The following is a 25,872-nucleotide window of genomic DNA, read 5'->3' on the forward strand; positions in this document are numbered from 1 at the left end:
TTCAGGTACTCGTCAGGGCTAGCGCAACCAGAACACCGCACTCAAGCAACTCGACCAGCGCACCCGCCGTATCGCCAGTAGTCCCGCCCAGGCGTGTCATGAATGCTCGACGAAGCCACAGAAAGAGCAGCACTGCCATCAGCAAAGCGATCAGGCTTTCGCGTATCACGAGCAACATGACGATGACATGGGCGGCCAGTACAAGGCGCAGCAACCGCTTCGGCATGTGATCGACCAGCACCTGACCCAAGCCTCCCGGCCTTGCGTAAGGAGTCACGAGTAGCAGCCCAGGCAGAGCAACTCGCGCAAGCCAGGGAACTAGCAGGACGGCATCCAACTGGTTGTGCTCAAGCAGTACGTAAAGCGCCGCGAACTTGAGCAAGAGCACAATGATTACTGCAACGACTGCAATCGGGCCGGAGCGAGGGTCCTTCATGATTGTCAGGGTGCGTTCACGGTCACCAAAGCCACCGACCCAGGCATCTGCCGTGTCCGCCAGGCCATCCAGATGCAGCGCACCGGTCAGCGCGACCCATACAGCCAGAACAATAGCGGCCTGCAATACCGGAGCCGCTTGCCCGAGCAGGTTGCCAAGCAGCCATAAAATGGTACCCACCAGCACGCCTACCATGGGATACCACAATAAAGACTCACCGGTTTTCTCGGGTGGAGGCATGCCGGGCAGGCGTACCGGCAGACGAGTCAAGAACTGCAGGGCAATCAGGAAGGGCAGCATGGTGGGTACGTGTCGCTCAAGGCAGACGCCTCAAAAGCATGAAGACTGGCATAAGGAACTTCTACTTGAAGCAGATCCTTGCGAGGTAGCCCCTGCTGCCGTGCCAGCAACAACCGGATAACGCCGCCATGGGTTACCACTAGTGCGCGCGTATCCGCTGTACGCCTGACTATACGCTCCATGGCGCCTAGGACACGCTGTTCGAACGTGGCCACCGGCTCTCCATTGGGCGGCGTAAAACTGTAGGGATCAGCCCAGAACTGGCCTAGGGCATCAGCCTGACCCTCCATCAGTTCGGCAGCGGTACGCCCCTCCCAATCGCCAAAGTCCAACTCGCGCAGGTCAGGCTCAAGTTTGCACTCCACTGTCTGCATACCCGCCAGCCACTCGGCAAAGGCTCGGCAACGCTCAAGGGGCGAGCTGATAATCAACTCCCATGGCGGTAATGCTAAGGCCGCGGCCCGCATACTGGACCACCCCTGCTCCGACAGTGGATGATCCAGACGCCCCCGAAAACCACCCGGCCCTTGTGTTTCCCCATGTCTCAACAGAAACAGGCTCATGCCGGGCGATCCGATACGCTGGCCTCGGCAAAAGTCGCCATTTCGCCATGCAGGCGACACGCCAACTGAAGCAAGGGCACCGCCAATGCTGCACCGCTTCCCTCCCCCAGACGCAGCCCCAGCTCAATCAGCGGCTGAGCGTTGAGTGCTTCAAGCACAAGTGCATGGCCCGGCTCGGCTCCGCTGTGAGCAAACAGCAGCCACTCACGCCCGGTGGGGCTCATTCGTACGGCGCACAAGGCGGCAACAGAGCTGATGAACCCATCGACCAACGCCGGAACTCCCTCCTGCATGCAGGCAAGGTAAGCACCGGTCAACGCGGCAATCTCGAAGCCACCCAGACGGCGTAACACCTTTAGTGGGTTACTCAATGACTCCGCATGGCGTAGCAGACCACGCTGGATAACCGCGACCTTCAAAGCGATGCCATCTGCATCGAGTCCGGTTCCCGGCCCCGTCATGGCAATAGGTGAGGCCTCCAATAGCGCGCAAGCCATAGCGCTGGCCGCCGTGGTGTTGCCAATCCCCATCTCACCACCGACAAACAGCTGAGCGCCGCTTGCCTTGGCTTTCTGGACGCTGTCTCGTCCTGCCTGCAGAGCTGCCTCGCATTGAGCAACAGTCATGGCCGGCTCGCGAGTAAAGTTGGCCGTACCTGGACCAAGAGGATGATCAATAACGCCTGGCAACGCCTCCATGGGCTCGGCAGTTCCTAGATTAATGACCTCCAGCGGAGCCTTGAGCGAACGCGCCAGGACACTAATAGCAGCGCCACCGCCGACGAAATTACGCAGCATTTCGCCTGTCACCGCCTGAGGATAGGCAGACACACCTTCCTCCACGACACCGTGATCCCCCGCGAAGACACTGATTGCCACATGCTCGATAACAGGCCGCTCACGTCCCTGCATCGCCGCCAGATCAATCGCAACCTGCTCCAGCAGCCCGAGAGCGCCACGCGGCTTGGTAAGCTGCGCCTGGCGGGCCGTCGCCAACTGGCGGGCCCGCTCATCCAATGGCTGACAGGGTGCCTGCCACCAGTACTGCGTCATAAAGAAGCTCCTTTGAGCGTCATTGGCAAACCTGCCACGGTCAACACAACACGATCACACTGCTCGGCCAGCGCCTGGTGCAGCCAGCCCGCCTCATCAACATAGCGCCGGGTTAGCTCACCCAGCGGCACTACTCCCATGCCAGTCTCGTTGCTGACCAGAATGATATGGCCTGGTAGTTCGGATAGGGCTTCCAGCAAGGCCGCTCGCTCCCGGGCAAGCATAGTGGCATCCTCTGCCATTAGAAGATTGGTCAGCCAGAGGGTCAGGCAATCCACCAGAAGACAGCGCCCAGCCGAAGCATGAGCTCGCAGCACCGCAGCTAGATAAAGAGGCTCTTCCACCAGTCTCCACTCAACGGGGCGGCGGTCGGCATGCTGGACAATTCGGGTACGCATTTCGCCGTCCCAGGCCTGGGCCGTCGCAATGTAGATGACATCCAGACCTGAGTCAGTGGCCAATTTTTCTGCAAGGCGACTCTTGCCCGAACGCGCGCCCCCCAGAATCAATTCCTTCATTGGTTTATTCCACATAAAGCACGCAATTTCGCGGTGTCCAGATGCTGGTCGACCAAGTCCGCCAGCCGTTCGAGATCGCGCTCGCGCAAGGCATGGTAGTCGACACGTTCAGGAGTAGTCAGCCCCGCCCAGCGCAACAAGGCGGTGCACGCATCAGGCGACTCGAACAACCCATGCAGGTAGGTTCCCATGATCAGCCCGTCTTCGCTCAGTGCGCCATCGCAGCGACCATCATCCAGGATAATGGCAGGTCGCTCCAAGGCGGCCCCTTCGGTGACTCCCGCATGAATCTCGTACCCTGTTACGGCAGACCGGGTAGCCGCCAGGCACCCCGCGACATTACGGAGTTGTTTTTCAGCGGCCAGCTCGGTGTTCATGTCGAGCACGCCCAAACCTGCGCTGTCACCTGGATCACTTTCCAGCCCGAGCGGGTCACTTACGGTACGGCCCAGCATCTGATAGCCGCCACAAATACCCAGCACGCGTCCTCCATAACGGAGATGCCGTTGGATATCAGTATCCCACCCCTGTTTGCGCATGAAGGCCAAATCGCCTCGCACGCTTTTTGACCCAGGAAGAATGATCAGGTCGCAAGGCGGTAGCGCCTGACCTTGTCTTATAAAACTGATTTCGACTTGGGGATGCAGCCTTAACGGATCGAAGTCAGTGTGGTTGCTGATGCGTGGAAACACCGGCACCACCACTCGGATAACCTCGTCCCGCTTGGCAATCTGTCGCGTATCGACCGCATCTTCGGCTTCGAGATGCAGGTCGTGCAAGTAAGGCAGAACACCCAGCACCGGCTTGCCCGTCCGCGCTTCCAGCCAGTCCAGGCCCGGCTTGAGCAATGCAATATCGCCGCGGAAACGGTTGATGACGAAACCGGCTACACGCTGCTGCTCCGACTCGCTAAGAAGCTCTAGCGTGCCCACGAGATGGGCGAAGACACCGCCCCGGTCGATATCGGCGATCAGGATAACCGGGCAGTCCACGCGCTCGGCAAACCCCATGTTGGCAATATCGCCTTCACGCAGGTTGATTTCTGCGGGCGAGCCTGCTCCTTCCACCATGATCACCTCGTATCGGCCGGCCAGACGCGCATGGGATTCCAGCACCGCCTCGCGAGCGATACGCTTGTAGCCGTGATAGGTCTTGGCATCCATCGTAGCCACTGCACGACCATGAATAATGACCTGTGCGCCGATGTCCGTATTGGGTTTGAGCAACACGGGATTCATATCTGTATGCGGCGCGATTCCACAGGCTTGGGCCTGTACAGCCTGGGCGCGCCCTATCTCACCATGGTCTGCCGTGACGGCACTGTTGAGAGCCATGTTTTGTGGTTTGAACGGTACGACAGCCACTCCCTGGCGTTTGAGCCAGCGGCATAAACCGGCGACCAAGGTGCTCTTGCCGGCATCGGAGGTGGTGCCCTGCACCATCACGGTTGTCATAAGGAATCCTTGTATGCCTGCAAAGCCAGGGTGAGTCGCGTCCAACCGGCTTCATCACCGGGAAGACCAAAGCGGATGCCCGCTATTGAAGGGAAAAAACGCGTGAGAATGGCTCGTCTGGCCAGGAATTCATGAAGCGCCTCAGCATCGGGTCGAGCCAACCATTGAAACAGACCGCACCCTCCATCAGGGACCAGCTCGTGAGCGGTCAATACATCAGCCAGGCGCTGCCCTGCCGTCGCAAGCCTCTTGCGCTGCCGGTCATGACCATCCTCATCGAGCAGAATTTCACGTGCCACGGCCCGAGCTGGACCACTGACTGTCCAAGGGCCCAAAACATCGTCCAGTCGTTCCAGCAAGTTCGCTTCAGCCAGCACAAAGCCCAGCCGGACGCCTGCAAGACCGAAGAATTTCCCGAAAGACCGCAGTACGATCAATCCTGGCCGATCCGTCCATGAAGCCAGACTGTAAGCGGGAGAGAGATCCATGAACGCCTCATCCACGACTAGCCAACCACCCCAGTGAATCAGATTGGCATGCCAGCGGAGCAGCCGCTCAGGCTCGATAAGCTGTCCGGTAGGATTGTTCGGATTGACCAGTACCAAGACGTCAAGCGTGCTCAGCGTTGCGTCTACATCGCCCAATGACAGGGGTACAACACAATGCCCTGCTCGCTCCCAGGCCTGCTCGTGTTCAGCGTAGCAGGGTGCCAATACGCCTATTCGCCCTTCAGGACGAAGTGTGGGGAGAGCCTGGATGGCCGCCTGCGAGCCGGCAGCAGGCAGCACCCGTGGAGCACTGTAGTAACAAGCAGCAGCCTGCTCCAGGCCGTCGTTTGTCTCGGGCAGACGCGCCCAGGCTGATAACGGTATGTGGGGTATTGGCCAGGGCATAGGCGCAAGCCCGGTCGACAGGTCCAGCCAATTCTCCAACGCGATACCATAGCGCTGCGCAGCCTTGCGCAGACGTCCGCCATGCTCAAGCACTGATCACGCCTCCCAGCACGATAACGGCCACCCAGAGCATGACGCCCCGACGGACGAGCAGCAGTGCCATATCGATACTGTGCGCTGTGGGTGCAGGCCCCAATCCTAGAACAGGCCGATCATGTAGCTCGCCGTGATAGCGCGCTGGACCACCCAGTGTCACGCCCAGCGCACCGGCGCCCGCCGCCATGACTGGACCGGCATTGGGACTGTCCCAACGAGGCGCCTGTGTTCGCCAGCAATGCAGAGCGGAGCCAAAGTTACCCAACAGTGCATACGTCAATGCCACCAGACGCGCCGGCACGTAGTTGAGCCCATCATCTATGCGTGCAGCCGCCCAGCCAAAGCGTTCGAAGCGGTTATTGCGATAGCCCCACATGGCATCCAGCGTATTGGCCAAGCGGTATAGAACAACACCCGGGGCGCCTAACAGGACAAACCAGAAGAGAGCCGCAAAAACAGCGTCGCTTCCGTTTTCCAGTACGGATTCTGTACCTGCCCGCGCGACAGCCTCTTCATCCAGCTCACGGGTTTCCCGGCTGACCACATAGCCAACACGCCGCCGCGCCTCCTCCAGGTTATTACGCCGTAGCGCCAGCGCGATGGGCTTGGCATGCTCGCCCAAGCTTTTAAGGCCAAGCGCGAAGTACAGCGCCAGCGCCTCAACCAGCCAGCCTACGTAGGGAATCTGATCGAGTAGCGCTACCAAGACGACCCACGGTAGTACAGCCATGCACCAGGCCGTCAGCCCGTGACTGCGCCAGCCGCCACCGCCTGGATTGAAACGGCGCTCCAGCGCGTTTGCCCACCGACCAAATCCCACCAGAGGATGCCAACGTCGAGGCTCGCCCAGTATCGTATCCAGCAGCACACCTAAAAAGGTGGTCAGGGCCAGAATCATGTCTTTTCAGTCTCCTTGACAGAACCCCAGCGGTTTTCAAACACGAGCTCATCCAACGGGCGAGCCGTTCGCCAACCCTCCTCGACCAGCATGGGCTGATTGTAGAAGGCCTCGACAGGCCCAAGACACAGGATGGCCAGCGGCTTGCTGCCTTCAGGCATCCCCAGCAGTTCAGCCACCGCAGCCGGGTCGAACAGCGAAACCCATCCCATCCCGAGCCCCTCCGCCCGGGCGGACAACCATAGATTCTGGATCGCACAAGACAGCGATGCCACGTCCATTTCAGGCAGCGTACGGCGTCCGAAGATATGGGCTTCTCGCCCCTCCATGAGGGCAGCCACCAGCAGCTCGGCACACTCTTTTATGCCTTCCACCTTGAGCCGCATGAACTCATCGCTACGCTCACCCAGCGCCTCTGCCGTGCAGACACGCTCGGACTCGACCAGCCGGTAAAGCTCGGCACGCAGCTCCTGATCAGTAATGCGCATGAAGCGCCATGGCTGCATGAGGCCTACGCTTGGCGCTTGATGAGCAGCGCTCAACAGCCGCCGCAGCTGATCCTCCGGTACATGGCCGCCACTGAAATGACGCATGTCACGTCGTTCGGCGATAGCACGATAGACGCCGGCCTGCTCGGCGGAAGAAAAGGCGTGAGGATTCATGGTGCTAGCAGGGCAGCCGCCGTTTCGGGGGCGGATGGCATGTAGAAGTGAATGTAGCTGGCAGTCAGGCGGCCCTGTTGGAACACCGACTCCGCCGTGGCCTTGCCATTGGGGCAGATACCACGCAACGTTGGAGCCAGTGGCGATTCCAAGGATGAGTGATGATACGTATGGCCACGCAAGGTGCCGCTATCGAAGGCAACGCTTTGCAGCGCCAGTGCAGTAAGACGTGGCTGCAAGGTAGCTTCCCCTTCGAGAAGTCCAACCATCTCGCCCTGCTCGCCTGTCTTGTCAGCCAGGCGCTCCAGCAGATAGAGCATCCCCCCGCATTCGGCCAGAATGGGCTTGCCTGCGGCATGATGCGCCCGAATAGCATACTGCATGGCGGTATTTCCAGACAGCTGTTGAATATGTAATTCAGGATAACCGCCCGGCAAGTAGAGACTGTCTACTTCCGGTAACTGCTGGTCCTGCAACACTGAAAAATGCCGAATCTCAGCGCCCATGGCGCGTAGAAGATCAAGGTTCGCCTGATATAGAAACGACAGTGCCGCGTCGCGTGCCACCCCGATGCGCACATCAGCCAGCAGCGGTTCGACGCTCTTCTTCATAGGGGCCTGAAACAGCACAGGCTCCGGTAGTGAGGTATCGGCACTGGCAGCAATGGCATCGGCCGCAGCGTCCAGACGTGTATCCAGATCCGACAACTCGTCAGCCTGGATCAGCCCAAGATGCCGGCTCGGCAACTCGATACCCGAGTTGCGCGGCAAGGCACCAAACCAGCGCATACCGCTTGGCAAACTGGCCTTGAGCAGCTCGGTCTGCCGGGCGCTGGAGCCACGATTGGCCAGTACGCCAGCAAAGGGCAGATCCGCCTGATAATGTGCAAGACCGTAGGCTAATGCCCCAAAGGTCTGCGCCATGCCGGTCGCCTCAATAATACCCAGTACCGGCACATTGAAGCGACGTGCCAGGTCCGCACTAGACGGCGTGCCGTCAAACAGCCCCATGACGCCTTCGATAAGGATCAGATCAGCTTCGCCTGCCGCTTCCCATAGCAGCCGGCGACTTTCTTCTTCCCCTACCATCCACAAGTCAAGCTGGTACACCGGCGCACCGCTCGCACGGGCCAGGATCATGGGATCGAGAAAGTCCGGGCCGCACTTGAATACACGGACCTTGCGGCCCTGTCTTGTATGCAGACGTGCCAGGGCTGCCGTTACACTGGTCTTGCCCTGGCCGGAGGCCGGCGCAGCAACCAGGAGCGCCGGACACCGACGATGATCATGCAGGTTCAAAATTCGATTCCTTTCTGGGCGCGAATGCCGCTCTGGAAGGCATGCTTGACCAAGCCCATTTCACTGACGGTATCAGCCGCGTCGATCAGCGCCTGCGGTGCACCGCGCCCCGTTACGACAACGTGTTGGGAGACCGGACGCGCCTCGATATCCGCCAGCACGTCTTCAACTTTCAGGTAGCCATGCTTGAATGCGATATTCAGTTCATCAAGCACTACGAGTGCTATTTCAGGATCACTCAATAATGCTTTGGCCACAGCCCAGGCACTGGCAGCGTTTTCGATGTCCCGTTGACGATCCTGGGTCTCCCACGTGAATCCCTGGCCCATCACATGGTAACGGACCTCCTCGGGGAACCGCTGGAAGAACATCTGCTCACCGGTACTGACGCGTCCCTTGATGAACTGTACGACGCCCACTTTCAGTCCATGCCCCAAGGCTCGGGCCACCATGCCAAAGGCAGAGCTGCTCTTGCCCTTGCCGATACCGGTGTGTACCAGCAGCAAGCCTCGCTCATTCTGTGCATTGGCGATCCGCTCGTCCATGACAGCTTTCTTACGGACCATTCGCTCACGGTGGCGCTCATTTCGCGCATCATCGACGGGTAACGAGGTGGGGGTTTCCGGGGTATCGCTCATGACGCTCTCCTTCAGGCAAGGGCTGAGGCGAACGGAAAGATCTGCTCCGCAAGGATACAGACGAGGCAACGACGCACAACGCCATTAGCCCTGTGCGACGATCAATGCCCTCCGCATTGCCGTGTAACGCCTGAGGCCGGTCTCCGGGCTCGTGAGCGGAAAACTCCTCCGCCGCGCCTTCCCAGACAGCTGTCCAGTGGCCTGTGCGACGTTCAACTCACCTACCGTTGCGGGGGCAGCGCCGGCTTGCTACCGGCTTCCCTGTTTCACCTCGTCGACCCATGTCACGAGGCACCTCAAGCAGACGCGCAGGTTACGGGCAAGCCCTGGGAGCGTCAACGAAAGTCATGGCAAATGGGGATAAATCTTTGCGCAGAAAATCCACCGGCGCGACAGATTCATTTCGCTTTATCGTCACCGCGCTATCATATTTGATAGCCATGCTGGCTGAAGCTGGTGATAATGCGCCGCTTTCCATCCAGTCAAACCCTTTGGCTGGCCATGAAGTTATCGAGCTACAGGTCTCCCTATGTCCGAATCTACTGCCAACGATCCCCGTCTTAGCCGCATGAAGCGCCGTATCCGCAAGAAGCTCTATCTGGGCGAGTTCCAGGAACTGGCATTCGAGCTCAAGGCTGATTTCAAGGAATCGCTTGAAGACGAAGCGCTAGAAGCGCTGCTAAGCGATTTCGTCGATTTCGTCGAGTCCCGTAACCTGGACTACATGGGTGGCTTCGGCGAAACCTGGATCGAAGGCACTATCATGGCAAACAAGCGCTACGGCTCGCCCACCGAGGAAGACCGTCAGGCCCTGACCGATTGGCTCAAGGCACGCAAGGAAGTGGCAAGCGCTTCTGCCAGCGAACTCTACGATGCCTGGCACTTTGAAGAGTAACAGGTCATCGTGAAAAGCCCCGGCCAGTGCCGGGGCTTTTTTATTTCTGCTGCGTTCAGGAGGCTGGCCAGTAGATCCGCGTCAAGGGAATCAGAGATTTCAGCTCCAGATCCAGAGACTCGTAATGCATCAGAAGCATGTCGACTAACTGATCCATGTCCATCAGAGCCACCAATTGACCGGCGCGCTCGGCCTCATAGATGGCCTCCTGGCTGAAGCCGCATGTACTGACAAAAATACCCTTGTCGTCAGCCTTCAGACAGTTCAGAAGCTCTCGCAAAGTCTCACCGCCTACGATACCTTGACGATGCTGAACCTGGACCTTTACATGAGGGGGATGCAGACCCAAGCCATCCAGGGAGGCCTCAATAGCCAGGCTGCCGCTGGACGCAGGAGGCTGTTTGGTGATAAATCCCATGGCGCGTACCAGACCGGACACCAGTTGGATGATCTGCGCCTCGGAAAGACGATCGAGCCGATCAGCAATCAGTTCGCGAGCCTGTGCTTCCATATCCTGTCGAGCACTGAGGATAGTGTCGGCCTCCTGCTCGCCCGGCTGAAAATCACCACGGCTGAGTGAGTCGAGCTGCTGCCAGATTTCCTGGCGCAACTGACAGCCCTGCACCGCACTTAATGCATTGCGCGCCTTGACGCTGAGCTGCGCACGGGGAATCTGTGCATACCACCTGACTTGTCTCAGGTTGGGCCACTCCTCGCATTCACGCGGATCATAGCTGTACCCACCTGTAACATGTCCCAGCCAGTACTGACGCGTCCTGTGGTCATACACGACTACGGCATCGCCTACCCTGATGTCGTGGGTTAGCGTCTTGAGCGCTGACGCCCACGTATCCAACATTGACTCACTATGCTGGGTCGTATACTCGGAAAGCTTGATCTTGATTGCCTTTTCATCAGGATAAGCCCGCAGATCGCCCAGCTTGGGCCAACCCAGCGCAATTATCCCACGGCGCAACGCCTCGTTAAGCGCGCGCCCTTCTACCTCAATCTTCCACGCTTGATTCATAGCGATGCGCTTCCATTAACCTGCAGATACCTCCTGTTTGAAGGTACCCGCACATTCTGGTGAGAAATCAGTAATCAGGTTTGTAACCAGACCAAAATCCGGGAAGCGATGACGTCTAAAACGCCCGTGATATGTTACAAATCGTGAGCCATGAAGTACTGCTAATCGTTGATAGCGACAAGCAGCGGCAGCAGATTACTGCTCAATGATGAGAAACTGTCTGCAAGTTTTTGGATAAAAACATCACATATTTTCCTTAACCTATGCGAAGGGACATCGGTGTCGTTTTTCATCGATAATGCCGTTTGAACGTTTGAACGAATAACGGCTAACTCAAGACGCCCATGCAAGTGGAATCGCCTAACCACTTACAGCCTCTTAACCGTTAAATCAGGCCAGACAATCGAATTCTCGCCGCCCATTAGCGTCGTAACTTCACACTGACAGCATGCATTTCCCATGACAACGATTCTGCAAATCTCCGATACTCACTTCGGTACCGAACAACAACCCGTACTTGATGCGCTGGAAGATCACGTACGTGAACATGGCGCCGACTTGCTGATTCTTTCAGGAGATATCACACAGCGAGCCCGTGACAAGCAGTTCGAAGCCGGGCTGGCTTACGTGCAGCGTCTTGAGAAATATGGCATTCCAGCTACCCTGGTAATACCAGGCAACCACGACATTCCGCTTTATAACCTCTTTGCCCGCTTCATGACGCCCTATGCCAACTACCAGCGTCATTTTGGAAGCGACCTTGAGCCTACCTATGAAGATGAACATCTTCTGGTCATTGGGTTGAACACTACGCACCCCAAGCGGCGCAAGGACGGAGCGGTTACATCCGAGCAGATTCAACGCGTCGTCGACCGCTTGAACAAGACCTCAAAGGAAAAGCTGCGCATCGTTGTAGCACATCAACCCTTTGGCGCCATGGTTCTGAGTGACTTGAGCAATCTGCAGGGCGGCGCAGGAGATGCGCTTACCGCCTGGGCTGACGCCGGCCTAGACTTGGTAATGGGTGGCCATATCCACCTCCCTTATGTTCTTCCCCTAAGCGGCCAGTACCCTGAGCTTTCCCGAGAGATATGGATTGTGCAGGCAGGCACGACGCTCTCCTCTCGCGTACGTGGCAGTGCACCCAACTCCTTCAATCGACTGATCGTAGGCAACGGTGAAACCAAATGCGTCGAGGTAGAGCGCTGGGACTTCATCGACAAGCGCTTTACAGTTGCCGAGCGCTTCAACCTGACCTGGAAGGCAGAAGAGCAGGCACTGGAGACGGATCGCCATGAGGTCCTGGTGCCCGGCGGTCAGCAATAAGAAGGCTTATGCGTGCATGGCATTGGTCAGGCGCGCTCTTGTCAGAGGTACCTGCCGCAGCCGTAACCCTGTCGCATCGAATACCGCATTAGCAATAGCGGCAGGCACTGCAGCAGACGTTGCTTCACCTGCCCCAACAGAAGGCTGGTCCGGCTGATCGAGCAAGACGATGTCAATCTCTGGTACTTCATGAAAGGCCAGCACGGGGTAGGCTCCCCACTCAAGACTGGTCACACCGGTAGGGTTGAACGTCACTTCCTGCTTGAGTGTACGGGCGATCGCCTGAATCACATTCCCCTCAATCTGATTCCTAACACCGTCCGGGTTGATGATGAGCCCGCAATCATGGGCAACCGTCACGCGTCTGACCCTTACTCCGGCTGAGCTGACATCCACATCGGCGACTACGGCCACATAGGCATTTTCATTCTCGTATTGAACGTAACTGATCCCGCGGCCCTGGACGGATTGGCCTTTCCATCGATCAGGACCCTGCTGTCGAGGCGTCCAGCGAGCCTGCCGGGTGGCCGCTTCAAGCACGGCACGGCCGCGAGGATCCTGCAGATAACGCAGTCGAAACGCCAAGGGATCAACCGACACGGCCCAAGCCAGCTCATCCATGAAGGATTCATTGGCAAAGGTGTTTGCTACCGCTCCCAAACCACGCAGTGCAGAGGGCCGTAGCGGCGAACTCAAGGGGTCGATCCAGTGCGTTTCAACCCGACAGTTCACCAGGGTGTAATTGGTGGGGGCGTTACGGTCTCCCCCCGCGTTGGGCCCCTGGATGGCCAGTCCCCGAGAGAGTTGCCCAGCCAACAGGGAAGCAGCTCCCGCCTTGGCGCTGGGCCGGGTGACATGAGTAGGCGTCCAGTTCTGGAAGTGCCACGCCACAAGGTCACCGGATTCGTTCATCCCTCCTTGCAGCTGCATCAGCATAGCCGGACCCTTGGGGTTCCAACCATGCTCGTCAGCCCTGGACCACTGCACACGTACCGGACGACCACAGTGCCTGGACAGCAGCGCAGCATCACCCGCGACATCGTCTGCCCCATTATGTCCATAGCATCCTGAAGCTTGGCTATAAATGACATGCACGGCGTGTTCGTCCATGCCTAGCAGATTGGCCAAAGCCGACCGTAACGGATAAATGCCTTGAGTACCCGACCAAATGGTTGCCGCGTCAGCTCGTACATCGGCAATAGCGCACGAAGGACCAATCGAGTCGTGATTTTGAAAAGGCCAGCGGTACTCAGCCGAGATAACCTGGGCGGCTTGTCCCATATGCTCGATGACATCGCCCTGCTCGACCAGTACCTCAGGCTCGCCGGCCACATGGCGCAAATGGCCGTACAAATCGCCAGGGTTCGGCAACGTAGAGGTATAGCTCCACGTCACTTTGAGCGCACGGGCAGCCTGCATAGCCACCCATTCCTGCTCTGCAACCACACCCACGAAGTTGCCTTCATAGACCAGTTGCGCGCCTGCCGGTAGTTCACTGGCATCGAGGTGCTCGATTTTTAATCCATCCAGACGGCTGGCGCCCGTTATCGGAGGACGAATTACCCGCCCATGCACCATACCAGGGACAGTTAGGTCATGAATGTAACGAAACTGGCCGAAAACCTTGGCAGGAATATCCACTCGCGGTATGGACTGACCGACGACTCGATAGCTTTCGACCGCTCGAACACTAGCAGTCTTATCTACAGAACGTTCAAAGGCACCCTGCGTCAGCAGGTCGGAATAACGAACATAACGACCTGTTGGATCGCCTCGGTAGACCACACACCCATCCACCGTATCGAGCACCGACGTATCGAGCCCCAGGCGACGTGCACCCTCATTAAAAAGATAATGCCGGGCTGAAGCGGCAGCCTGACGCAATTGGGCACCACCCACCTGAATCGTCTTGCTCCCTGCTGTGATGCCCTGGTTGGGCGTCAACTGTGTATCACCCTGAATCAAACGAGTAGATTCGAACGAGACGCACAATTCATCTGCCACGATCTGGCGCAATGCGGTCTCAACCCCGGTTCCCAGCTCCACCTTGCCGCTATAGATAATGACGCGGCCATCCTGGCGAATAGCCAACCAGGCGTCGAGCTGTCTGGCGTCCAGGGTTTTCTTCACCTGCTCGGCCGAAAGGTCAGGCGTCAATAGCTCGGCAGCCCGAACACCGTCAAAGCTGAACCCTACCACCAGAGCGGATAGCCCTTGGAGAAAACAACGGCGCGACACTAGAAAAGTCATAAGCGCTCCTCGCCCTGGCGCATGAGGCCTGCGGCACGCTGGATTGCTTTGACGATGCGCGTATGTGTTCCACATCCACACAGATTACCGGCAAGCGCCCGTTTGACCTGCTCGTCGGTTGGCGAGGTGTTTTGAGAGAGCAATGCCTGTGCACTCATCAACATGCCTGGAATGCAATACCCACATTGCGCGGCCTGCTCATCGATGAACGCCTGCTGCAGAGGGTGTGGTCGGTCTGGCGTACCCAGGCCTTCAACGGTCACAATAGCCTGGCTTGCCAGTGAGCCGACCGGCACGCAGCAGGAGCGTACAGGGCGACCGTCTGCCAGAACCGTGCAAGCCCCGCACTCACTAAGACCGCATCCGAATTTAGGGCTCATGATGCCCAGCTCGTTGCGCAGCACATACAACAATGGCACCTGCGGATCGACATCGACCTCGTAAGCCGCGCCGTTGACATTCAATTGATGGATTGTCATTGCCCGGCTCCTGCTTCTCGTTGACGGGCTACATCCTGAGCCGAAAACACATGGGTATGGCCACCGAACCGGTGGCCGATATAAGTGGCCAGACTCGCAATCTGATCATCATTCAAGAATGCGCGATAGCCGGGCATAAAAGCCTCATCCTGCATCCCCTTTCGCTCAATCCCTTCAAGCATGACACGAATGAGGTTTGTTCCATCCGGGTCGCGCACAGCCGAGTAGTTTGGAAAAGAGCGCGGATAAGGCCCTCCCAGCCCTTGTCCATCGGGATGATGACAGCTCTCGCATAGCGACACGAATAACGCTTCGGCGTCTGTATTGCCCTGCGCTTCCGGCTTCACGCTTATTTCGGCATGCGTCGGTACGGTGCCCGGCTTTGCAGGCACGCTACGCAAATACGCCACCATGGCCCGCAGGTCTTCGTCCGTCAAAAACCGCAGGCTACCGCTGACAACCTGTGCCATGGGCCCGCCCGCTACCGCCTCCCCACGCTGATGACCATTTCGCAAGTAATTCATCAGCTTTTCGTCACTCCAGTCACCGATACCACGAGGGTCAGACGTGATATTCCAGGCCGTCCATCCCTGCTGGCGCGCACCGGCATAGTGTAGAGAGCGATCCAACCCCTGACTCCAGGTACGGGGCGTATGGCACTCCCCACAATGCCCTAGCGCCTCACTCAGATAAGCGCCACGGTTGATCTGTTCGTTCGAAGAAACCTCGTTGAAACGGCCTTCACGGAAATTGAGTAGCTTCCAGCCCTTGATGATCCAACGCTGATCGAAAGGAAAACGCAGCTCATTGGCAGGCGGCGTATAGACAACGCTTGGCCGGGATCTTAGGTACGCAAGGATGGACAGAACGTCGTTACGGGATAATTGGGTGTAAGCCGTATAGGGAAACGCCGGGTACAGATGTGCGCCATCAGGCCGTATGCCTTTATGCATGGCATTGAGAAACTGGTCGTCGCTCCAGGCACCGATACCAGTCGTGTTTTCAGGCGTGATGTTAGTAGAGTAAAGCGTACCGAAGGGCGTGATAAAGGCTACGCCACCGGCGAAGGGCAAGCCGTCCTTACGGGTATGGCAGCTCTGACAGTTTCCCAACTGCGTCAGGTATTCGCCCCGTTTCGCATCAATGCTTGCGCCCTCTCCCGCCCAGACAGGGCCATTGAGCGTGGCGAGCAACAACAAAGGCAGGGCTTTACACAAAGCCCGCCCTAAAGGTGGGCCTAACCCCATCGGCTATCGTCCTATTCTTCTATTTTTCACCTGTCCCGATGCAATGGGACGACAGCTGCGATTCGACTCGCCAAGATAAAGGCCACAAGCGGTGTGTGCAAGCCAAATGGACCAAAACGGATTCAGCAAGCCTGGCGGTCATTATCAAAACCTCAGACTTCTCACCTGCCCAAAATTTACGTACTGCTTACACAAGCCAAACACTTCTTGCAGTTCAACTGGGTAGGGTGCCTTTCCATGATTGCGCATACAACATGGGAGCACATATGCATCTTTTTTCTCTCAGCAAAACAGTTGTTGGCCTCGCAGCTATAAGCATAGCCAATCTTGCTACAGCAGAGCCGCTTCACGGGCCTGGTCCCGGATCAGACTGGCGTGCTCCACACAATGCCGGTCCGGCCTTCAACCCAGGCCCCCGACATGGGCACGGGCTACCAGACTTTGCGCGAGAGGTCTGGATAGGCAGTGCACTCTACTTTTTGGCTGCAGGTACTTACTATGCATGGAGTGCCGATCAACAGCGCTATATTGTTGTAACACCACCTGTTCCTACAACAGTCAGTACACAAAGTTATGACGTCATCGCCTACCCGGCTCGCGGCCAGACGCCCGATCAGCAGGCTCGGGATCGATATGAATGCCATAGCTGGGCAGTCACTCAAAGTGGCTTTGATCCAGCCACCGCAACGGCAGCACCGCCAAGCGCAACTACGGATTATTATCGTCGCGCATTGACAGCCTGTCTGGCTGGACGTGGTTATAGCGTCAATTAAAAGAAGGGAAACAAACTATTCTAGCTAACCCGCCCAAGCGTTACCGTTTGGGTACAAAGCCGTCCGGCTTTCGTGACAGCCACTCCACGAATGCTCGTATCCGCTCATCCTCCATGAGGCGCTCACGGCTGTTGTAGGTGAGTGCTAACGCTTTCTCGTCAAACGTGGCATGAATGTGGTTATGGCATGGACGACATACCCACAGCGTTGCCGTAATACGCTCTATACGATCAAAGCGCTTTTGCACGTAGGGCTTGTCATGCAGAGACTTGGGAATCAGATGATGCCGAGTGAGCGGAGCCTTTCGTCCGCAAAGTTCGCAGGCGTCAGGCTGAGGCGGCAGTCGAATCGCGTCTGGCATGAAAGGGAAGGAAAATGTGTGTTTCCATCAGATTCAACCGATCCACCTAGAGTTCAAAGCGCCTCTGGTATCAGAGGCGCCCGCCAGCGGCACTGCTGGCCAGGTTAGGTGTAACCAGTAAACGTTTGGCATCCAGATAGGACTTCTGCCAGTAACGGGTACTAAGGCTGTCTAGTCTTACCGTTCCGCCAGTACTGGGCGCGTGTACGAAGCGCCCTTCACCCACATAGATTCCCGCATGACTGACCTGCTTGCCTCCAGCCGTTGCAAAGAAGACCAGGTCACCGGGCTGCAAGGCCGATTGAGAGATAGAAGGCGCGTTGAGAGTGATCATTTCCCGCGTGGAGCGCGGCAAGCGAATCCCCATGACGTCGCGGTATACGAAATTGATCAGGCCACTGCAATCAAAACCGCTGTCGGGCGTGTTCCCTCCGTAACGGTAAGGCGTCCCAACCAGCCCTATTGCGCGAAACAGAACGTCATCGGCAGCCTGTGAATGGGTATCAAGCTGAACCCTGGAAACAGGCGTTGGCGCAGGAGGCGGAGAAGGCGGCGGAGCGCCGGCACAGGCGGCCAGCAGAATGGTCAGAGCAGTCAGTGCGATACGAGCCAAAGCAGGCATAGGACAATCCATTCACTCTTGCATTCCACCTTGATCGCGCAGCGTTGAACGCGCTACGCGATCAACGCCTTGTTAGCGCAATATGCGCTTTCCTTCGAGGAAGCTGACCTTCCAATAATGGTCTTCAAGACTGTCTACACGAACACCGCCACTGCGGTGGCTCGAGGAATGAATGAACTTCCCCTCGCCCATGTAAATGGCTGCATGACTGACACGACCGCGGCCGTTGTGATTGAACAGCAGAATGTCGCCTGGCTGCAGGTCGTTCTTGCTGACAACAGGTACATCAAGATCGATGATCTGGCGGGTTGAGCGTGGCAACTGGATACCGGCTTCCTCGCGGAAGACATAATTGACGAAGCCACTGCAGTCAAAACCCTTGAGCGAGCTTCCGCCAGTGCGATAAGGCGTACCGACAAGCTCTTCGGCGCGGGTCAGGATGCTATCGGCCAGAGTCGGCATCGGCTGCGTGGAGCCAACCTCATGCTCCCAGCTCAAAGGCTGACGGGAGGCATGACCACCCCCACGGGTAGCTTTGCTGGAAAGCCAATGAATTGGCTGAGCCGATTGCTTGCTTTCAACAGCGGCCGATTGTTCCCGGGCCGGCTTTGAAAGCTGTGCCTGTTCAGGCTTTTGTTGTTGTGGAGCGTTGGCGCAAGCCGCCAACAAAGCAATAAAACTTAGGGGCACGAGGGGTGCTAAGCGAGTCCGTAGCATGGGCACGACCGTGTCATAATTCAAAAGTTGCGACACTTTGCCGTTTACCCAGCGAACAGGCAAGAATTTTTTAATCGGGCATGTGACTTAAAATAATCGATAAAACGTCTACGGCCCTTTTTTGGAGCCTGACTGTCACCGATGCACTCAAATCAGTCATGGTTGGATTGATCTCGGCAACAAAACCCCCGTTGTTGAGGGTCTGCAAGGCTGGCTCGATGACATACGGGAAACTGGCGGTAGTGCCTATGAGGAGCACAACGTCATAACCGATAGCATTCTGCTGCATCAGAGTAGATACCGCTCTGGCAGGTAAGGCCTCCTCAAACAGCACGACGGGCGGTCGTAAAACACCCCCGCAACGGTCACACCGTGGCGGCAGGGAATGACCAATTTTATCAGCAACAGGGATATTGCCTGCCTCGCAGGCCGAGCAAAACAGTGGCCCCATCTCACCATGAATCTCTATGACTCTGTCCATGGGCGACCCGGCTCGCCGGTGAAAACCATCGATATTCTGGGTCAGCACCCAACACTCAGACTTGCGCCGCTGTAACTCGGCTATGGCCTCGTGACCTGCATTGGGTTGAGCGCTAAGACAAGCCCTGCCCAACTCCGCCAGATACTTCCAGCAGACATCCGGACGGTGTCGAAACATCGTACCGGAGAGCGCAGCCTCGATAGGAATGCCCTCTTCGGTTTTTCCGTTATACAGCCCATTGAGACCGCGATAGGTAGGCAGACCAGAGTCTGCCGAAAGCCCAGCACCTGTTATCACAAGAATCCGCTGAGCGCTTTCAAGCGCCTGGGCCACCTGCCGTATCGTGTCCATCAATGATTTACCGTATGCGCGAGCATGACCGAGAGCTGACACAACGGCCGCTTGCTTTCCGCCTGCCATTGATTGAAGGCGGCCTGCATGGCAGCCCGATCACGCTGACTGGTCGGCTCCTTGTCGATAACGTTTTGAGCCTTGAGCGCAGCCACAACGTCCTGCGTGGCAACGAAAGTGTCCTTGCCCGCCATTCTCAAAAAACGCGGTGCCGAAAGCCCTCCCATCTGGCTACCTCGCCTGGATAAAAGCTGCCAGAGTCCCACAATATCCTCTGAGGGCCAATTCGCCAGAAATTGGCCAAAGTCATTCTGTTCCCGCTGGATATCCAGGATGAACTGCGCATTACGGGGAACGCTTTTCAGCTTCCCCAGATGCCGGATTAGACGAGCGTCCTGCATGAGCCGCTCCAGCCATTCGCCGCCCATCAGGACGACCTTTTCTGGATCAAAGCCGAAGAAAACCTCTTCGAACGCAGGCCACTTGGCGTCTACCAGGCTGTGCTTGAGACCCGCACGAAATATTCGCCGCGTCATCAAAGACAAATAGCGGTCAGCAGTCACTTGAGCGAGCGCTTCGGCTGATGCGGGCTGGGGTAATACCGCTTCAAGGGCTTTGGAAGAGCCGAAGCGGTTCAGGCAAAACTCATGGAGCCAGGCATAGTCACGCATTGGAGAACACAATACCTCAGAGATTCATGACATCCAGAAAACGCGGTGTAGCGTCCTCATCGATGCGCAGGTTCACAAAATCGAACAAATTACGGTCGGCCAGCTGCGAAGGAACTACATTTTGCAGAGCCCTGAACATAATTTCGGTGCGCCCCGGGGTCTTGCGATCCCACTCCTGAAGCATCTCCTTGACTACCTTGCGCTGCAGGTTTTCTTGGGAGCCGCACAGGTTGCATGGAATGATCGGGAACTGCTTGAGCTCTGCGTAGGCTTCGATGTCCTTTTCGCTGCAATACGCGAGCGGACGGATTACGACATTGCGTCCATCGTCTGCCAAAAGTTTAGGCGGCATTGCCTTGAGGGTTCCGCCATGGAACAAATTAAGGAAAAAGGTCTCTACTATGTCGTCCCTGTGATGGCCAAGCGCCATCTTGGTCACTCCAATTTCGTCGGCATAGGTATAAAGCGTTCCGCGGCGCAGACGCGAGCAAAGCGAGCATGTCGTTTTGCCTTCGGGAATCTTTTCCTTGACGATCGAATAGGTGTCCTTTTCGATGATGTGGTAAGCCACACCGATGGATTCGAGATAGGCCGGCAGTACGTGCTCGGGAAAGCCTGGTTGCTTCTGGTCCATATTGACCGCAACGATCTCGAATTTGATAGGCGCGACCTTTTGCAGGTACAGCAACACATCAAGCATGGTATAGCTGTCTTTACCACCAGACAGGCAGACCATGACCTTGTCGCCATCTTCGATCATGTTGAAATCGGCGATGGCTTCGCCAGCCAGACGTCGCAAACGTTTCTGGAGCTTGTTCTGATTGACAGAAAGGGTGCTCATGGATGAATCCAAATCAGGAAATGCACGAAAAGGACTATTTTACGCGTAAAGCACGGTTTCCCCTACCCTGCTCTGTACAACCCGCTTATTGGTATGGGCTATGACTGCTTTTCAACCAGCCCCGAATGAAACGCTCATTCATCAATTGCATGCATTGCTCAAGGCGGCCCCTGCAGGGTTATCGGAATACGATGTGATCCAGCGCCTAAGAGCGGACCGGTCACCCTTTGTGCCTCAAGAGCCGCTGCTGGATAAACTGGTACTGTTTCGCACGCACTTCGTCTTGTTCAATGCCTTGTATACCCTGCGCGATCGATTATGGGCCAATGCCAGTGCGCACCTTGAGATCCATGCCCTGCGCATTCAGCTACAGGATTATCGCCGAGCAAAACCCGGCTTGATCGTAGCGGATCCTCTGCGCAGCTATTATCTGGATCTCGAACAGCTCGACACGACCACGCTGGAAGACGTAGAGGCACTGCTAGAGAGCTTCTGGACTCGCCAGAATGATGAAGGTGGCATCAAGTCTGCCTTTGCGTTGCTGGATCTGGACGAGTCTGCTTCATACTCAGCCATTCGCCATCGGTACCGACAGCTGGTTAGCCGTAACCATCCGGATCGTGGAGGCTGTACCGCAACTCTGCAGTCACTCAATGGGGCAATGGAAGCGCTCAGGCGACATCATTTGCGTAATGAGAGTATCAATCAGTAATTAGCTGTCCGGGCTGCTTGCCGGTAAGCGGCTCGCTTAGGCAGTCGATGCGCTTTGACGCATAATAGGCTCGATACGGAGAAAGCGAATGCCTCAAGCCTTACTCGCTCGTGTCGAAGACTGCTATCAGCTGGCCGAGCAATTTTTCAAAAAACCCTTTACTCGCCCCGACGTGAGCCTTCGCCTACGAGGACAGAAAGCCGGGGTTGCCCATCTGCAGGAGAACCGCCTGCGCTTTAACGAGGTGCTCTACAGGCAGAATCAGGAGCATTTTTTAAAGCATACCGTTGCCCACGAAGTGGCCCATCTGGTAGCTCACCAACTATTTGGCAGTCGGATAAGTCCGCACGGCAAAGAGTGGCAACTCATCATGCAGGGGGTATACGGTCTGCCACCAAGCAGATGCCATACCTATGCAATCGAGCGTCCGGCACGGAAGGTCTACCTCTATCGGTGCGGCTGTTCGGAAAGCCCTTTTTCCTTTACCTCACGCCGACATGGACTGGTCAAGAAAGGGTATCGCTACTCTTGCCGTCGCTGTCAGAGTCCGCTGACTTACACAGGGCAAACACGGCTCGACAATGAATGACGAACAAGCAATAAAAAGCCCCGTCTAGACGGGGCTTTTTATTGGGAGAGATCAAGCCACCTTGTGGGCTTCTTCTTCCTCTATACGCGTCGGGCCATTGGCCAGCTCACGGTGCAGTTGGCCCTCATCCAGCTGGTTACACCATTTGGCAACCACAATGGAGGCGACACCATTACCTACCAGGTTGGTCAGTGCACGAGCTTCGGACATGAAGCGATCGATACCTAGAATCAGGGCCAAACCCGCAACAGGCAAGTGACCTACCGCGGACAAGGTTGCAGCCAGGACGATGAAACCACTACCCGTTACACCTGCCGCACCCTTGGAGGAGATCAGCAGCACGAGCAACAGCGTGATCTGATGCGTGATATCCATGTGGGTATTGGTTGCCTGAGCAATAAACACAGCCGCCATAGTCAGATAGATGGATGTGCCGTCCAGGTTGAACGAGTAACCGGTTGGAATTACCAGGCCAACCACTGACTTTTGAGCGCCCAGTTTTTCCATCTTGGTTAACATGCGTGGCAGTGCAGACTCGGAGGAAGACGTACCCAGCACGATCAGCAGTTCTTCACGGATGTACTTGATGAACTTGAGAATGCTGAAACCATGGGCACGGCAAATGGCGCCTAGCACGATAAGCACGAACAACACGCAGGTTATGTAGAAGCACAGCATCAACTGGCCGAGCTGAACCAGCGACCCCACACCGTATTTGCCAATCGTGAAGGCCATGGCACCAAAGGCACCGATTGGAGCCAGCTTCATGATGACATTGATGATATTGAAGAATACGTGAGAGATGCGATCGATGAAGTTGAAGATCAGCTCGCCCTTCTCGCCCAAACGATGCAGGGCATAGCCGAACAAGACAGCAAAGAACAGCACCTGAAGAATTTCACCCTGGGCGAACGCATTAACCACCGTCGACGGGATGATGTTCATCAGGAACTCAATGGTGCTCTGCTTTTCACCAGCAGCCGCGTAAGCAGCGATACCCTTGGTATCCAGAGTGGCAGGGTCAACGTTCATGCCAGCGCCCGGCTGGACAACGTTTACAACAATCAGACCAATGATCAGGGCAATGGTCGACACGATTTCAAAATACAGCAGCGCATAACCGCCGGTCTTGCCGACAGCCTTCATGCTCTGCATGCCGGCAATCCCTGTTACAACGGTACAGAAGATGATCGGCGCGATCACCATCTTGATCAGCTTGACGAAACCATCACCTAGCGGCTTCAGGGCAGCACCGGTATCCGGGTAGAAGTGACCAATCAAGATACCGATGGCAATAGCCACCAGAACCTGAACATACAAGGACTTATACAACGGGGGTTTTGCAGCAAGAGGCACTGCGGTTGCTTCAATTTTAGCTGTCATGGGAGTGATTCCATGGTGCTTACGCTCACATCCTTGCGATACGTCAAGCCAATCGCGTTCTGCCCCTCATCCAGGGAGCTTTTGTTGTGGATTAAGGCCATGCCTTGATCTTGCTATATACAATGCAAGCCATGTGCCACCCCAAAACAAAAGACAAAACTCCATATTTTTCATAGCGTTAGCTACTGAGAAGCATGAATAAAGAGGTTCAAGAGGCGGATATTCGCCCAAGGTGGCGGTTTTCCCCCTGAGGTATTTGGGGGAAAACCGCCGCAGCAGAGGTTGGCATTGCCGATAAAAAGCTGATCATGCAACACCTGTCTGATGCCAATGGCTGACTGTAGCGTCGCTTGGCGGATGAGATACAGCGCGGCAGAATGCTTTCATGACTACTCTCTATCCTGGCGATATTCTTCCAACCTTGTACTGGCCGTTTTCAGTTGAGCGACTGGGCGTGGCTCTATACTCCACGCGCTTTATCCCTACCCTGTTAACCGCCGCGGATTTCGACTGCCTTGACATGGCGCTGCCCCCGGCACTGCTAAAGGCCGTGCCGAAGCGGCAGACCGAATTTCTGGCTGGACGATTGTGCGCACAAGCATCGTTAGCTGAAACAACAGGAGCCGTACAAACGCCACACGTAGGGAAAGATCATGCACCTATATGGCCGAGAGGCTTCTGCGGCTCCATTACTCACAGTCACGGCTGGGCAGGAGCAGCAACTGCGGCAACCAGGCACTGGCAAAGTATCGGACTGGACGCCGAGACGCTGCTGGCTCCAGGACGTGCAGCGAGGCTGGCCAGTGAAGTGCTGACGCCCCGTGAACATGAAAGCTCTGATGCTGAAACCGCCTTTTATGTCACTGCAGTCTTTTCGCTCAAGGAGAGCCTTTTCAAGGCGCTTTATCCGCTGACTGGCGTTCGCTTTTATTTCCAGGATGCCGAGCTGGTCGAATGGGATCCATCCGGCTATGCCCGGTTGCGTCTCGCCAAGACGCTTTCACCCTGCTGGCAAAAGGGGCGGGAGCTTGAGGCCGTGCATGTGCTTGAAGAGCAGCGCTTTCTGAGCATGATCAGAGTGCCTGCTAGAATCTAATAAAAAGCGGAGCCTAAGCTCCGCTTTTCGTCACGACTTGCCCTTCACATCATCATGCTGCGGGCATCGGCTACAGGTGCCGGTGGAATGGGATCAGGTACGGTGGGCTCGCCAGGCTCAATGGGTTGCGATGGCGGAGAAATAGGCTCAGTCGGAACACCAGGCTCAATAGGCTGATCTCCACCCATCCATACTGGAATGAAGGCCAGAATGGTTTCTTCCTCTTCCACCTGTCGTACGACTTGGATACTCAAGGTCATAGCTTGCTCTCCTACTCGACCGGTCTTACCGGATTCATCCGGGCTGTAATGAATAGAGCCTAATACGGCCAAGAAATTCATAATTTCCGGTAAGTGGTCGCTTTTGACTGTTTAAGAGCCCGCACGCTTTGAACGCTTCAGAGCTTCCTTAAAAAGAGCATGCCTAAACGGTATGTCGGGCTCATGACAGCCTAATGATGATGTCTTTTCAGCGCGTGGTTTTTTGCAAATACCTCTTCACCCATTGCCTCGATCTGGCGCTCGATTAACCTCTCGAAAGGCGCAAGCAGCGCATCGAAACGCTTGGGCGTCTCTAATATGTTCAAGGCTGTGACAATCGCCTCGATGGTCGAGACAGCCCCAGCGACAGGAGCTTTTCGAAGGCGATAACGCGACGAAAGACCGGTCGGCAAGCTGACTCGTGGTAACGCTGCCACGCACGGATTAAGGTACAGCAGCTTGCGTGCCTTTCGCCATGTGCCGTCAGGTATGACAAGCATAGCCTTGCCAGAAGGCTCAGCTTTGGCCTTTATATGCTCAAGGCTTACAGCCTGCTCGTCAGGAAACAACAACCAGGGCGTATACCCTTCCCAACGGGCTTCGAGCCCTTCGAACTGCTCACCAACAAGCAACTCGCTGTTTACCAAACCTAGTGCGGCCAGGCGCGCCGTGTTCAGCGCATGCTGGGTTTCGTCAGGGTGTTGCAGGATCAACAGGCGAGTCGCACTGGAAAGCCTGGGAACAAGCGCGCACAAGCAATGGCTTTCAGGACGCTGGCATGCAGCACAACGTGGGCGTGACATACAACCTCTAGGTAGACCAATAGCAGGTAACAGCCATCAGTCTACCTCAAGCGTTGCCTAGCGATTGAAGCGCGCTGCCAGATCACGCAGATAGACTGCCATCTGCTCAAGCTCACCACTGAGCACGGCACCTTGCTGTGACTGCTGAGTGCTGTGATCGGACAACTCGGCAATGCGGGT

At 56.5% G+C, this 25,872-nt stretch carries 29 protein-coding genes and 1 riboswitch; of the genes, 6 read left to right on the plus strand and 23 right to left on the minus strand.

The features are described 5' to 3' along the window. Window position 1 precedes the first annotated feature (1 nt). Genes B3729_RS20090 through cobO form a run of 10 tightly spaced genes read right to left on the minus strand, consistent with a single transcriptional unit; the run spans window position 2 to window position 8,808 of the window. A complete protein-coding gene (locus B3729_RS20090; protein WP_286788799.1) occupies window positions 2–736 on the minus strand; it encodes an adenosylcobinamide-GDP ribazoletransferase in 735 nt (244 codons plus the stop codon). Continuing rightward, on the minus strand, window positions 721–1,299 hold the full coding sequence (gene cobC / locus B3729_RS20095; RefSeq protein WP_286788800.1) for an alpha-ribazole phosphatase family protein: 579 nt from the start codon (window positions 1,297–1,299) through the stop codon (window positions 721–723). The genes B3729_RS20090 and cobC overlap by 16 nt, the downstream gene beginning before the upstream one ends. After that, window positions 1,296–2,351, minus strand: coding sequence for a nicotinate-nucleotide--dimethylbenzimidazole phosphoribosyltransferase (cobT, locus tag B3729_RS20100; protein WP_286788801.1), 1,056 nt, complete (start codon window positions 2,349–2,351; stop codon window positions 1,296–1,298). The genes cobC and cobT overlap by 4 nt, the downstream gene beginning before the upstream one ends. Beyond that, complete coding sequence (gene cobU, locus B3729_RS20105) at window positions 2,348–2,869, minus strand: bifunctional adenosylcobinamide kinase/adenosylcobinamide-phosphate guanylyltransferase (RefSeq protein ID WP_286788802.1); 522 nt, start codon at window positions 2,867–2,869, stop codon at window positions 2,348–2,350. The genes cobT and cobU overlap by 4 nt, the downstream gene beginning before the upstream one ends. Next, the gene (locus B3729_RS20110; RefSeq protein ID WP_286788803.1) at window positions 2,866–4,323 is read right to left on the minus strand and encodes a cobyric acid synthase; all 1,458 of its coding nucleotides are present in this window, start codon (window positions 4,321–4,323) and stop codon (window positions 2,866–2,868) included. Before B3729_RS20110 ends, cobU begins: the two co-directional genes overlap by 4 nt. Further along, on the minus strand, window positions 4,320–5,309 hold the full coding sequence (gene cobD / locus B3729_RS20115; protein ID WP_286788804.1) for a threonine-phosphate decarboxylase CobD: 990 nt from the start codon (window positions 5,307–5,309) through the stop codon (window positions 4,320–4,322). The genes B3729_RS20110 and cobD overlap by 4 nt, the downstream gene beginning before the upstream one ends. After that, window positions 5,302–6,210 carry an adenosylcobinamide-phosphate synthase CbiB gene (gene cbiB, locus B3729_RS20120; protein ID WP_286788805.1) on the minus strand — a complete coding sequence of 303 codons (909 nt, stop codon included), beginning with the start codon at window positions 6,208–6,210 and terminating at the stop codon, window positions 5,302–5,304. Before cbiB ends, cobD begins: the two co-directional genes overlap by 8 nt. Next, window positions 6,207–6,872: a 5,6-dimethylbenzimidazole synthase gene (gene bluB, locus B3729_RS20125; protein WP_286788806.1), complete on the minus strand. Its 666-nt coding sequence runs from the start codon at window positions 6,870–6,872 to the stop codon at window positions 6,207–6,209. The genes cbiB and bluB overlap by 4 nt, the downstream gene beginning before the upstream one ends. Then, window positions 6,869–8,170, minus strand: a complete 1,302-nt coding sequence (locus B3729_RS20130; protein ID WP_286788807.1) for a cobyrinate a,c-diamide synthase — start codon at window positions 8,168–8,170, stop codon at window positions 6,869–6,871. Before B3729_RS20130 ends, bluB begins: the two co-directional genes overlap by 4 nt. Further along, window positions 8,167–8,808 carry a cob(I)yrinic acid a,c-diamide adenosyltransferase gene (cobO, locus tag B3729_RS20135; protein WP_010794738.1) on the minus strand — a complete coding sequence of 214 codons (642 nt, stop codon included), beginning with the start codon at window positions 8,806–8,808 and terminating at the stop codon, window positions 8,167–8,169. Before cobO ends, B3729_RS20130 begins: the two co-directional genes overlap by 4 nt. A 117-nt stretch (window positions 8,809–8,925) precedes the next feature. After that, window positions 8,926–9,122, minus strand: a riboswitch (cobalamin riboswitch). Between the two features lie 215 nt (window positions 9,123–9,337). Here cobO and B3729_RS20140 point away from each other — a divergent pair. After that, window positions 9,338–9,703 (plus strand): YggL family protein, encoded by a 366-nt coding sequence (locus B3729_RS20140; RefSeq protein ID WP_010794739.1) that lies wholly within the window; start codon window positions 9,338–9,340, stop codon window positions 9,701–9,703. Between the two features lie 55 nt (window positions 9,704–9,758). Here the strand turns inward: B3729_RS20140 and B3729_RS20145 are convergent, their stop codons facing one another. Continuing rightward, window positions 9,759–10,730 (minus strand): restriction endonuclease, encoded by a 972-nt coding sequence (locus B3729_RS20145; RefSeq protein ID WP_286788808.1) that lies wholly within the window; start codon window positions 10,728–10,730, stop codon window positions 9,759–9,761. Window positions 10,731–11,189: 459 nt separating this feature from the next. Between B3729_RS20145 and B3729_RS20150 the strand changes: the two genes are divergently transcribed. Further along, window positions 11,190–12,056, plus strand: a complete 867-nt coding sequence (locus tag B3729_RS20150; RefSeq protein WP_010794741.1) for a metallophosphoesterase family protein — start codon at window positions 11,190–11,192, stop codon at window positions 12,054–12,056. Between the two features lie 6 nt (window positions 12,057–12,062). Here the strand turns inward: B3729_RS20150 and B3729_RS20155 are convergent, their stop codons facing one another. From B3729_RS20155 to B3729_RS20165, 3 genes are read right to left on the minus strand one after another with little or no spacing between them, the layout of a single operon-like run. Further along, the gene (locus B3729_RS20155; protein ID WP_286788809.1) at window positions 12,063–14,306 is read right to left on the minus strand and encodes a xanthine dehydrogenase family protein molybdopterin-binding subunit; all 2,244 of its coding nucleotides are present in this window, start codon (window positions 14,304–14,306) and stop codon (window positions 12,063–12,065) included. Beyond that, entirely contained in the window at window positions 14,303–14,785 is a 483-nt protein-coding gene (locus B3729_RS20160; RefSeq protein WP_286788810.1) for a (2Fe-2S)-binding protein, read from the minus strand. The genes B3729_RS20155 and B3729_RS20160 overlap by 4 nt, the downstream gene beginning before the upstream one ends. After that, the gene (locus B3729_RS20165) at window positions 14,782–15,984 is read right to left on the minus strand and encodes a c-type cytochrome (RefSeq protein ID WP_286788811.1); all 1,203 of its coding nucleotides are present in this window, start codon (window positions 15,982–15,984) and stop codon (window positions 14,782–14,784) included. Before B3729_RS20165 ends, B3729_RS20160 begins: the two co-directional genes overlap by 4 nt. Before the next feature lie 314 nt (window positions 15,985–16,298). On the opposite strand from B3729_RS20165, the gene B3729_RS20170 reads away from it, so the two are divergent. Beyond that, entirely contained in the window at window positions 16,299–16,805 is a 507-nt protein-coding gene (locus B3729_RS20170) for a hypothetical protein (protein ID WP_286788812.1), read from the plus strand. A 40-nt stretch (window positions 16,806–16,845) separates the two neighbouring features. Here B3729_RS20170 and B3729_RS20175 read toward each other — a convergent pair whose 3' ends face one another. The 6 genes from B3729_RS20175 to ttcA all read right to left on the minus strand — a co-directional run bounded on the left by B3729_RS20175 (window position 16,846) and on the right by ttcA (window position 20,849). Further along, on the minus strand, window positions 16,846–17,166 hold the full coding sequence (locus B3729_RS20175) for a hypothetical protein (RefSeq protein WP_019366965.1): 321 nt from the start codon (window positions 17,164–17,166) through the stop codon (window positions 16,846–16,848). 70 nt (window positions 17,167–17,236) lie between these two features. Next, a complete protein-coding gene (locus B3729_RS20180) occupies window positions 17,237–17,788 on the minus strand; it encodes a C40 family peptidase (protein ID WP_286788813.1) in 552 nt (183 codons plus the stop codon). A gap of 72 nt (window positions 17,789–17,860) precedes the next feature. Beyond that, window positions 17,861–18,478 carry a C40 family peptidase gene (locus tag B3729_RS20185; protein ID WP_409438625.1) on the minus strand — a complete coding sequence of 206 codons (618 nt, stop codon included), beginning with the start codon at window positions 18,476–18,478 and terminating at the stop codon, window positions 17,861–17,863. Window positions 18,479–18,575: 97 nt separating this feature from the next. After that, window positions 18,576–19,337, minus strand: a complete 762-nt coding sequence (locus tag B3729_RS20190) for an NAD-dependent protein deacylase (protein WP_286788815.1) — start codon at window positions 19,335–19,337, stop codon at window positions 18,576–18,578. After that, window positions 19,337–20,008, minus strand: a complete 672-nt coding sequence (locus B3729_RS20195) for a DNA-3-methyladenine glycosylase I (RefSeq protein WP_286788816.1) — start codon at window positions 20,006–20,008, stop codon at window positions 19,337–19,339. Before B3729_RS20195 ends, B3729_RS20190 begins: the two co-directional genes overlap by 1 nt. A gap of 16 nt (window positions 20,009–20,024) precedes the next feature. Then, window positions 20,025–20,849: a tRNA 2-thiocytidine(32) synthetase TtcA gene (ttcA, locus tag B3729_RS20200; protein ID WP_286788817.1), complete on the minus strand. Its 825-nt coding sequence runs from the start codon at window positions 20,847–20,849 to the stop codon at window positions 20,025–20,027. A gap of 100 nt (window positions 20,850–20,949) precedes the next feature. Between ttcA and B3729_RS20205 the strand changes: the two genes are divergently transcribed. Together B3729_RS20205 and B3729_RS20210 are read left to right on the plus strand one after the other, a co-directional pair. Next, the gene (locus B3729_RS20205) at window positions 20,950–21,561 is read left to right on the plus strand and encodes a DNA-J related domain-containing protein (protein WP_010794752.1); all 612 of its coding nucleotides are present in this window, start codon (window positions 20,950–20,952) and stop codon (window positions 21,559–21,561) included. 88 nt (window positions 21,562–21,649) lie between these two features. Next, the gene (locus B3729_RS20210) at window positions 21,650–22,150 is read left to right on the plus strand and encodes a SprT family zinc-dependent metalloprotease (protein ID WP_197872844.1); all 501 of its coding nucleotides are present in this window, start codon (window positions 21,650–21,652) and stop codon (window positions 22,148–22,150) included. A gap of 51 nt (window positions 22,151–22,201) precedes the next feature. On the opposite strand, the gene B3729_RS20215 is transcribed toward B3729_RS20210, so the two are convergent. Next, window positions 22,202–23,533 carry a dicarboxylate/amino acid:cation symporter gene (locus tag B3729_RS20215; protein WP_010794754.1) on the minus strand — a complete coding sequence of 444 codons (1,332 nt, stop codon included), beginning with the start codon at window positions 23,531–23,533 and terminating at the stop codon, window positions 22,202–22,204. A 385-nt stretch (window positions 23,534–23,918) separates the two neighbouring features. On the opposite strand from B3729_RS20215, the gene B3729_RS20220 reads away from it, so the two are divergent. Continuing rightward, a complete protein-coding gene (locus tag B3729_RS20220) occupies window positions 23,919–24,629 on the plus strand; it encodes a 4'-phosphopantetheinyl transferase family protein (RefSeq protein WP_286788818.1) in 711 nt (236 codons plus the stop codon). A 44-nt stretch (window positions 24,630–24,673) separates the two neighbouring features. On the opposite strand, the gene B3729_RS20225 is transcribed toward B3729_RS20220, so the two are convergent. Both B3729_RS20225 and B3729_RS20230 read right to left on the minus strand, forming a co-directional pair. Beyond that, window positions 24,674–24,889 carry a hypothetical protein gene (locus B3729_RS20225; RefSeq protein ID WP_074824126.1) on the minus strand — a complete coding sequence of 72 codons (216 nt, stop codon included), beginning with the start codon at window positions 24,887–24,889 and terminating at the stop codon, window positions 24,674–24,676. A 191-nt stretch (window positions 24,890–25,080) separates the two neighbouring features. Next, on the minus strand, window positions 25,081–25,692 hold the full coding sequence (locus B3729_RS20230; protein ID WP_286788819.1) for a tRNA-uridine aminocarboxypropyltransferase: 612 nt from the start codon (window positions 25,690–25,692) through the stop codon (window positions 25,081–25,083). Window positions 25,693–25,872: the final 180 nt, after the last annotated feature.

The sequence above is a fragment of the Pseudomonas sp. UBA3149 genome (assembly GCF_002364655.1).
In the GTDB taxonomy this organism is placed as follows: Bacteria; Pseudomonadota; Gammaproteobacteria; order Pseudomonadales; family Pseudomonadaceae; genus Chryseomonas; species Chryseomonas luteola.

Excerpts from the sequence above, each read along its gene's own strand:
- cobT (WP_286788801.1), bottom strand. The coding sequence starts at position 2,351 with ATGACGCAGTACTGGTGGCAGGCACCCTGTCAGCCATTGGATGAGCGG.
- cobO (WP_010794738.1), bottom strand. The coding sequence starts at position 8,808 with ATGAGCGATACCCCGGAAACCCCCACCTCGTTACCCGTCGATGATGCG.
- B3729_RS20155 (WP_286788809.1), bottom strand. The coding sequence starts at position 14,306 with ATGACTTTTCTAGTGTCGCGCCGTTGTTTTCTCCAAGGGCTATCCGCT.
- B3729_RS20230 (WP_286788819.1), bottom strand. The coding sequence starts at position 25,692 with ATGTCACGCCCACGTTGTGCTGCATGCCAGCGTCCTGAAAGCCATTGC.
- B3729_RS20150 (WP_010794741.1), top strand. The coding sequence starts at position 11,190 with ATGACAACGATTCTGCAAATCTCCGATACTCACTTCGGTACCGAACAA.
- B3729_RS20205 (WP_010794752.1), top strand. The coding sequence starts at position 20,950 with ATGACTGCTTTTCAACCAGCCCCGAATGAAACGCTCATTCATCAATTG.
- cobC (WP_286788800.1), bottom strand. The coding sequence starts at position 1,299 with ATGAGCCTGTTTCTGTTGAGACATGGGGAAACACAAGGGCCGGGTGGT.
- B3729_RS20220 (WP_286788818.1), top strand. The coding sequence starts at position 23,919 with ATGACTACTCTCTATCCTGGCGATATTCTTCCAACCTTGTACTGGCCG.
- B3729_RS20090 (WP_286788799.1), bottom strand. The coding sequence starts at position 736 with ATGCTGCCCTTCCTGATTGCCCTGCAGTTCTTGACTCGTCTGCCGGTA.
- ttcA (WP_286788817.1), bottom strand. The coding sequence starts at position 20,849 with ATGAGCACCCTTTCTGTCAATCAGAACAAGCTCCAGAAACGTTTGCGA.
- B3729_RS20195 (WP_286788816.1), bottom strand. The coding sequence starts at position 20,008 with ATGCGTGACTATGCCTGGCTCCATGAGTTTTGCCTGAACCGCTTCGGC.
- B3729_RS20160 (WP_286788810.1), bottom strand. The coding sequence starts at position 14,785 with ATGACAATCCATCAATTGAATGTCAACGGCGCGGCTTACGAGGTCGAT.
- B3729_RS20175 (WP_019366965.1), bottom strand. The coding sequence starts at position 17,166 with ATGCCAGACGCGATTCGACTGCCGCCTCAGCCTGACGCCTGCGAACTT.
- B3729_RS20145 (WP_286788808.1), bottom strand. The coding sequence starts at position 10,730 with ATGAATCAAGCGTGGAAGATTGAGGTAGAAGGGCGCGCGCTTAACGAG.
- B3729_RS20215 (WP_010794754.1), bottom strand. The coding sequence starts at position 23,533 with ATGACAGCTAAAATTGAAGCAACCGCAGTGCCTCTTGCTGCAAAACCC.
- B3729_RS20190 (WP_286788815.1), bottom strand. The coding sequence starts at position 19,337 with ATGGACACGATACGGCAGGTGGCCCAGGCGCTTGAAAGCGCTCAGCGG.
- B3729_RS20110 (WP_286788803.1), bottom strand. The coding sequence starts at position 4,323 with ATGACAACCGTGATGGTGCAGGGCACCACCTCCGATGCCGGCAAGAGC.
- cobU (WP_286788802.1), bottom strand. The coding sequence starts at position 2,869 with ATGAAGGAATTGATTCTGGGGGGCGCGCGTTCGGGCAAGAGTCGCCTT.
- B3729_RS20170 (WP_286788812.1), top strand. The coding sequence starts at position 16,299 with ATGCATCTTTTTTCTCTCAGCAAAACAGTTGTTGGCCTCGCAGCTATA.
- B3729_RS20225 (WP_074824126.1), bottom strand. The coding sequence starts at position 24,889 with ATGACCTTGAGTATCCAAGTCGTACGACAGGTGGAAGAGGAAGAAACC.
- bluB (WP_286788806.1), bottom strand. The coding sequence starts at position 6,872 with ATGAATCCTCACGCCTTTTCTTCCGCCGAGCAGGCCGGCGTCTATCGT.
- cbiB (WP_286788805.1), bottom strand. The coding sequence starts at position 6,210 with ATGATTCTGGCCCTGACCACCTTTTTAGGTGTGCTGCTGGATACGATA.
- B3729_RS20210 (WP_197872844.1), top strand. The coding sequence starts at position 21,650 with ATGCCTCAAGCCTTACTCGCTCGTGTCGAAGACTGCTATCAGCTGGCC.
- B3729_RS20180 (WP_286788813.1), bottom strand. The coding sequence starts at position 17,788 with ATGCCTGCTTTGGCTCGTATCGCACTGACTGCTCTGACCATTCTGCTG.
- B3729_RS20140 (WP_010794739.1), top strand. The coding sequence starts at position 9,338 with ATGTCCGAATCTACTGCCAACGATCCCCGTCTTAGCCGCATGAAGCGC.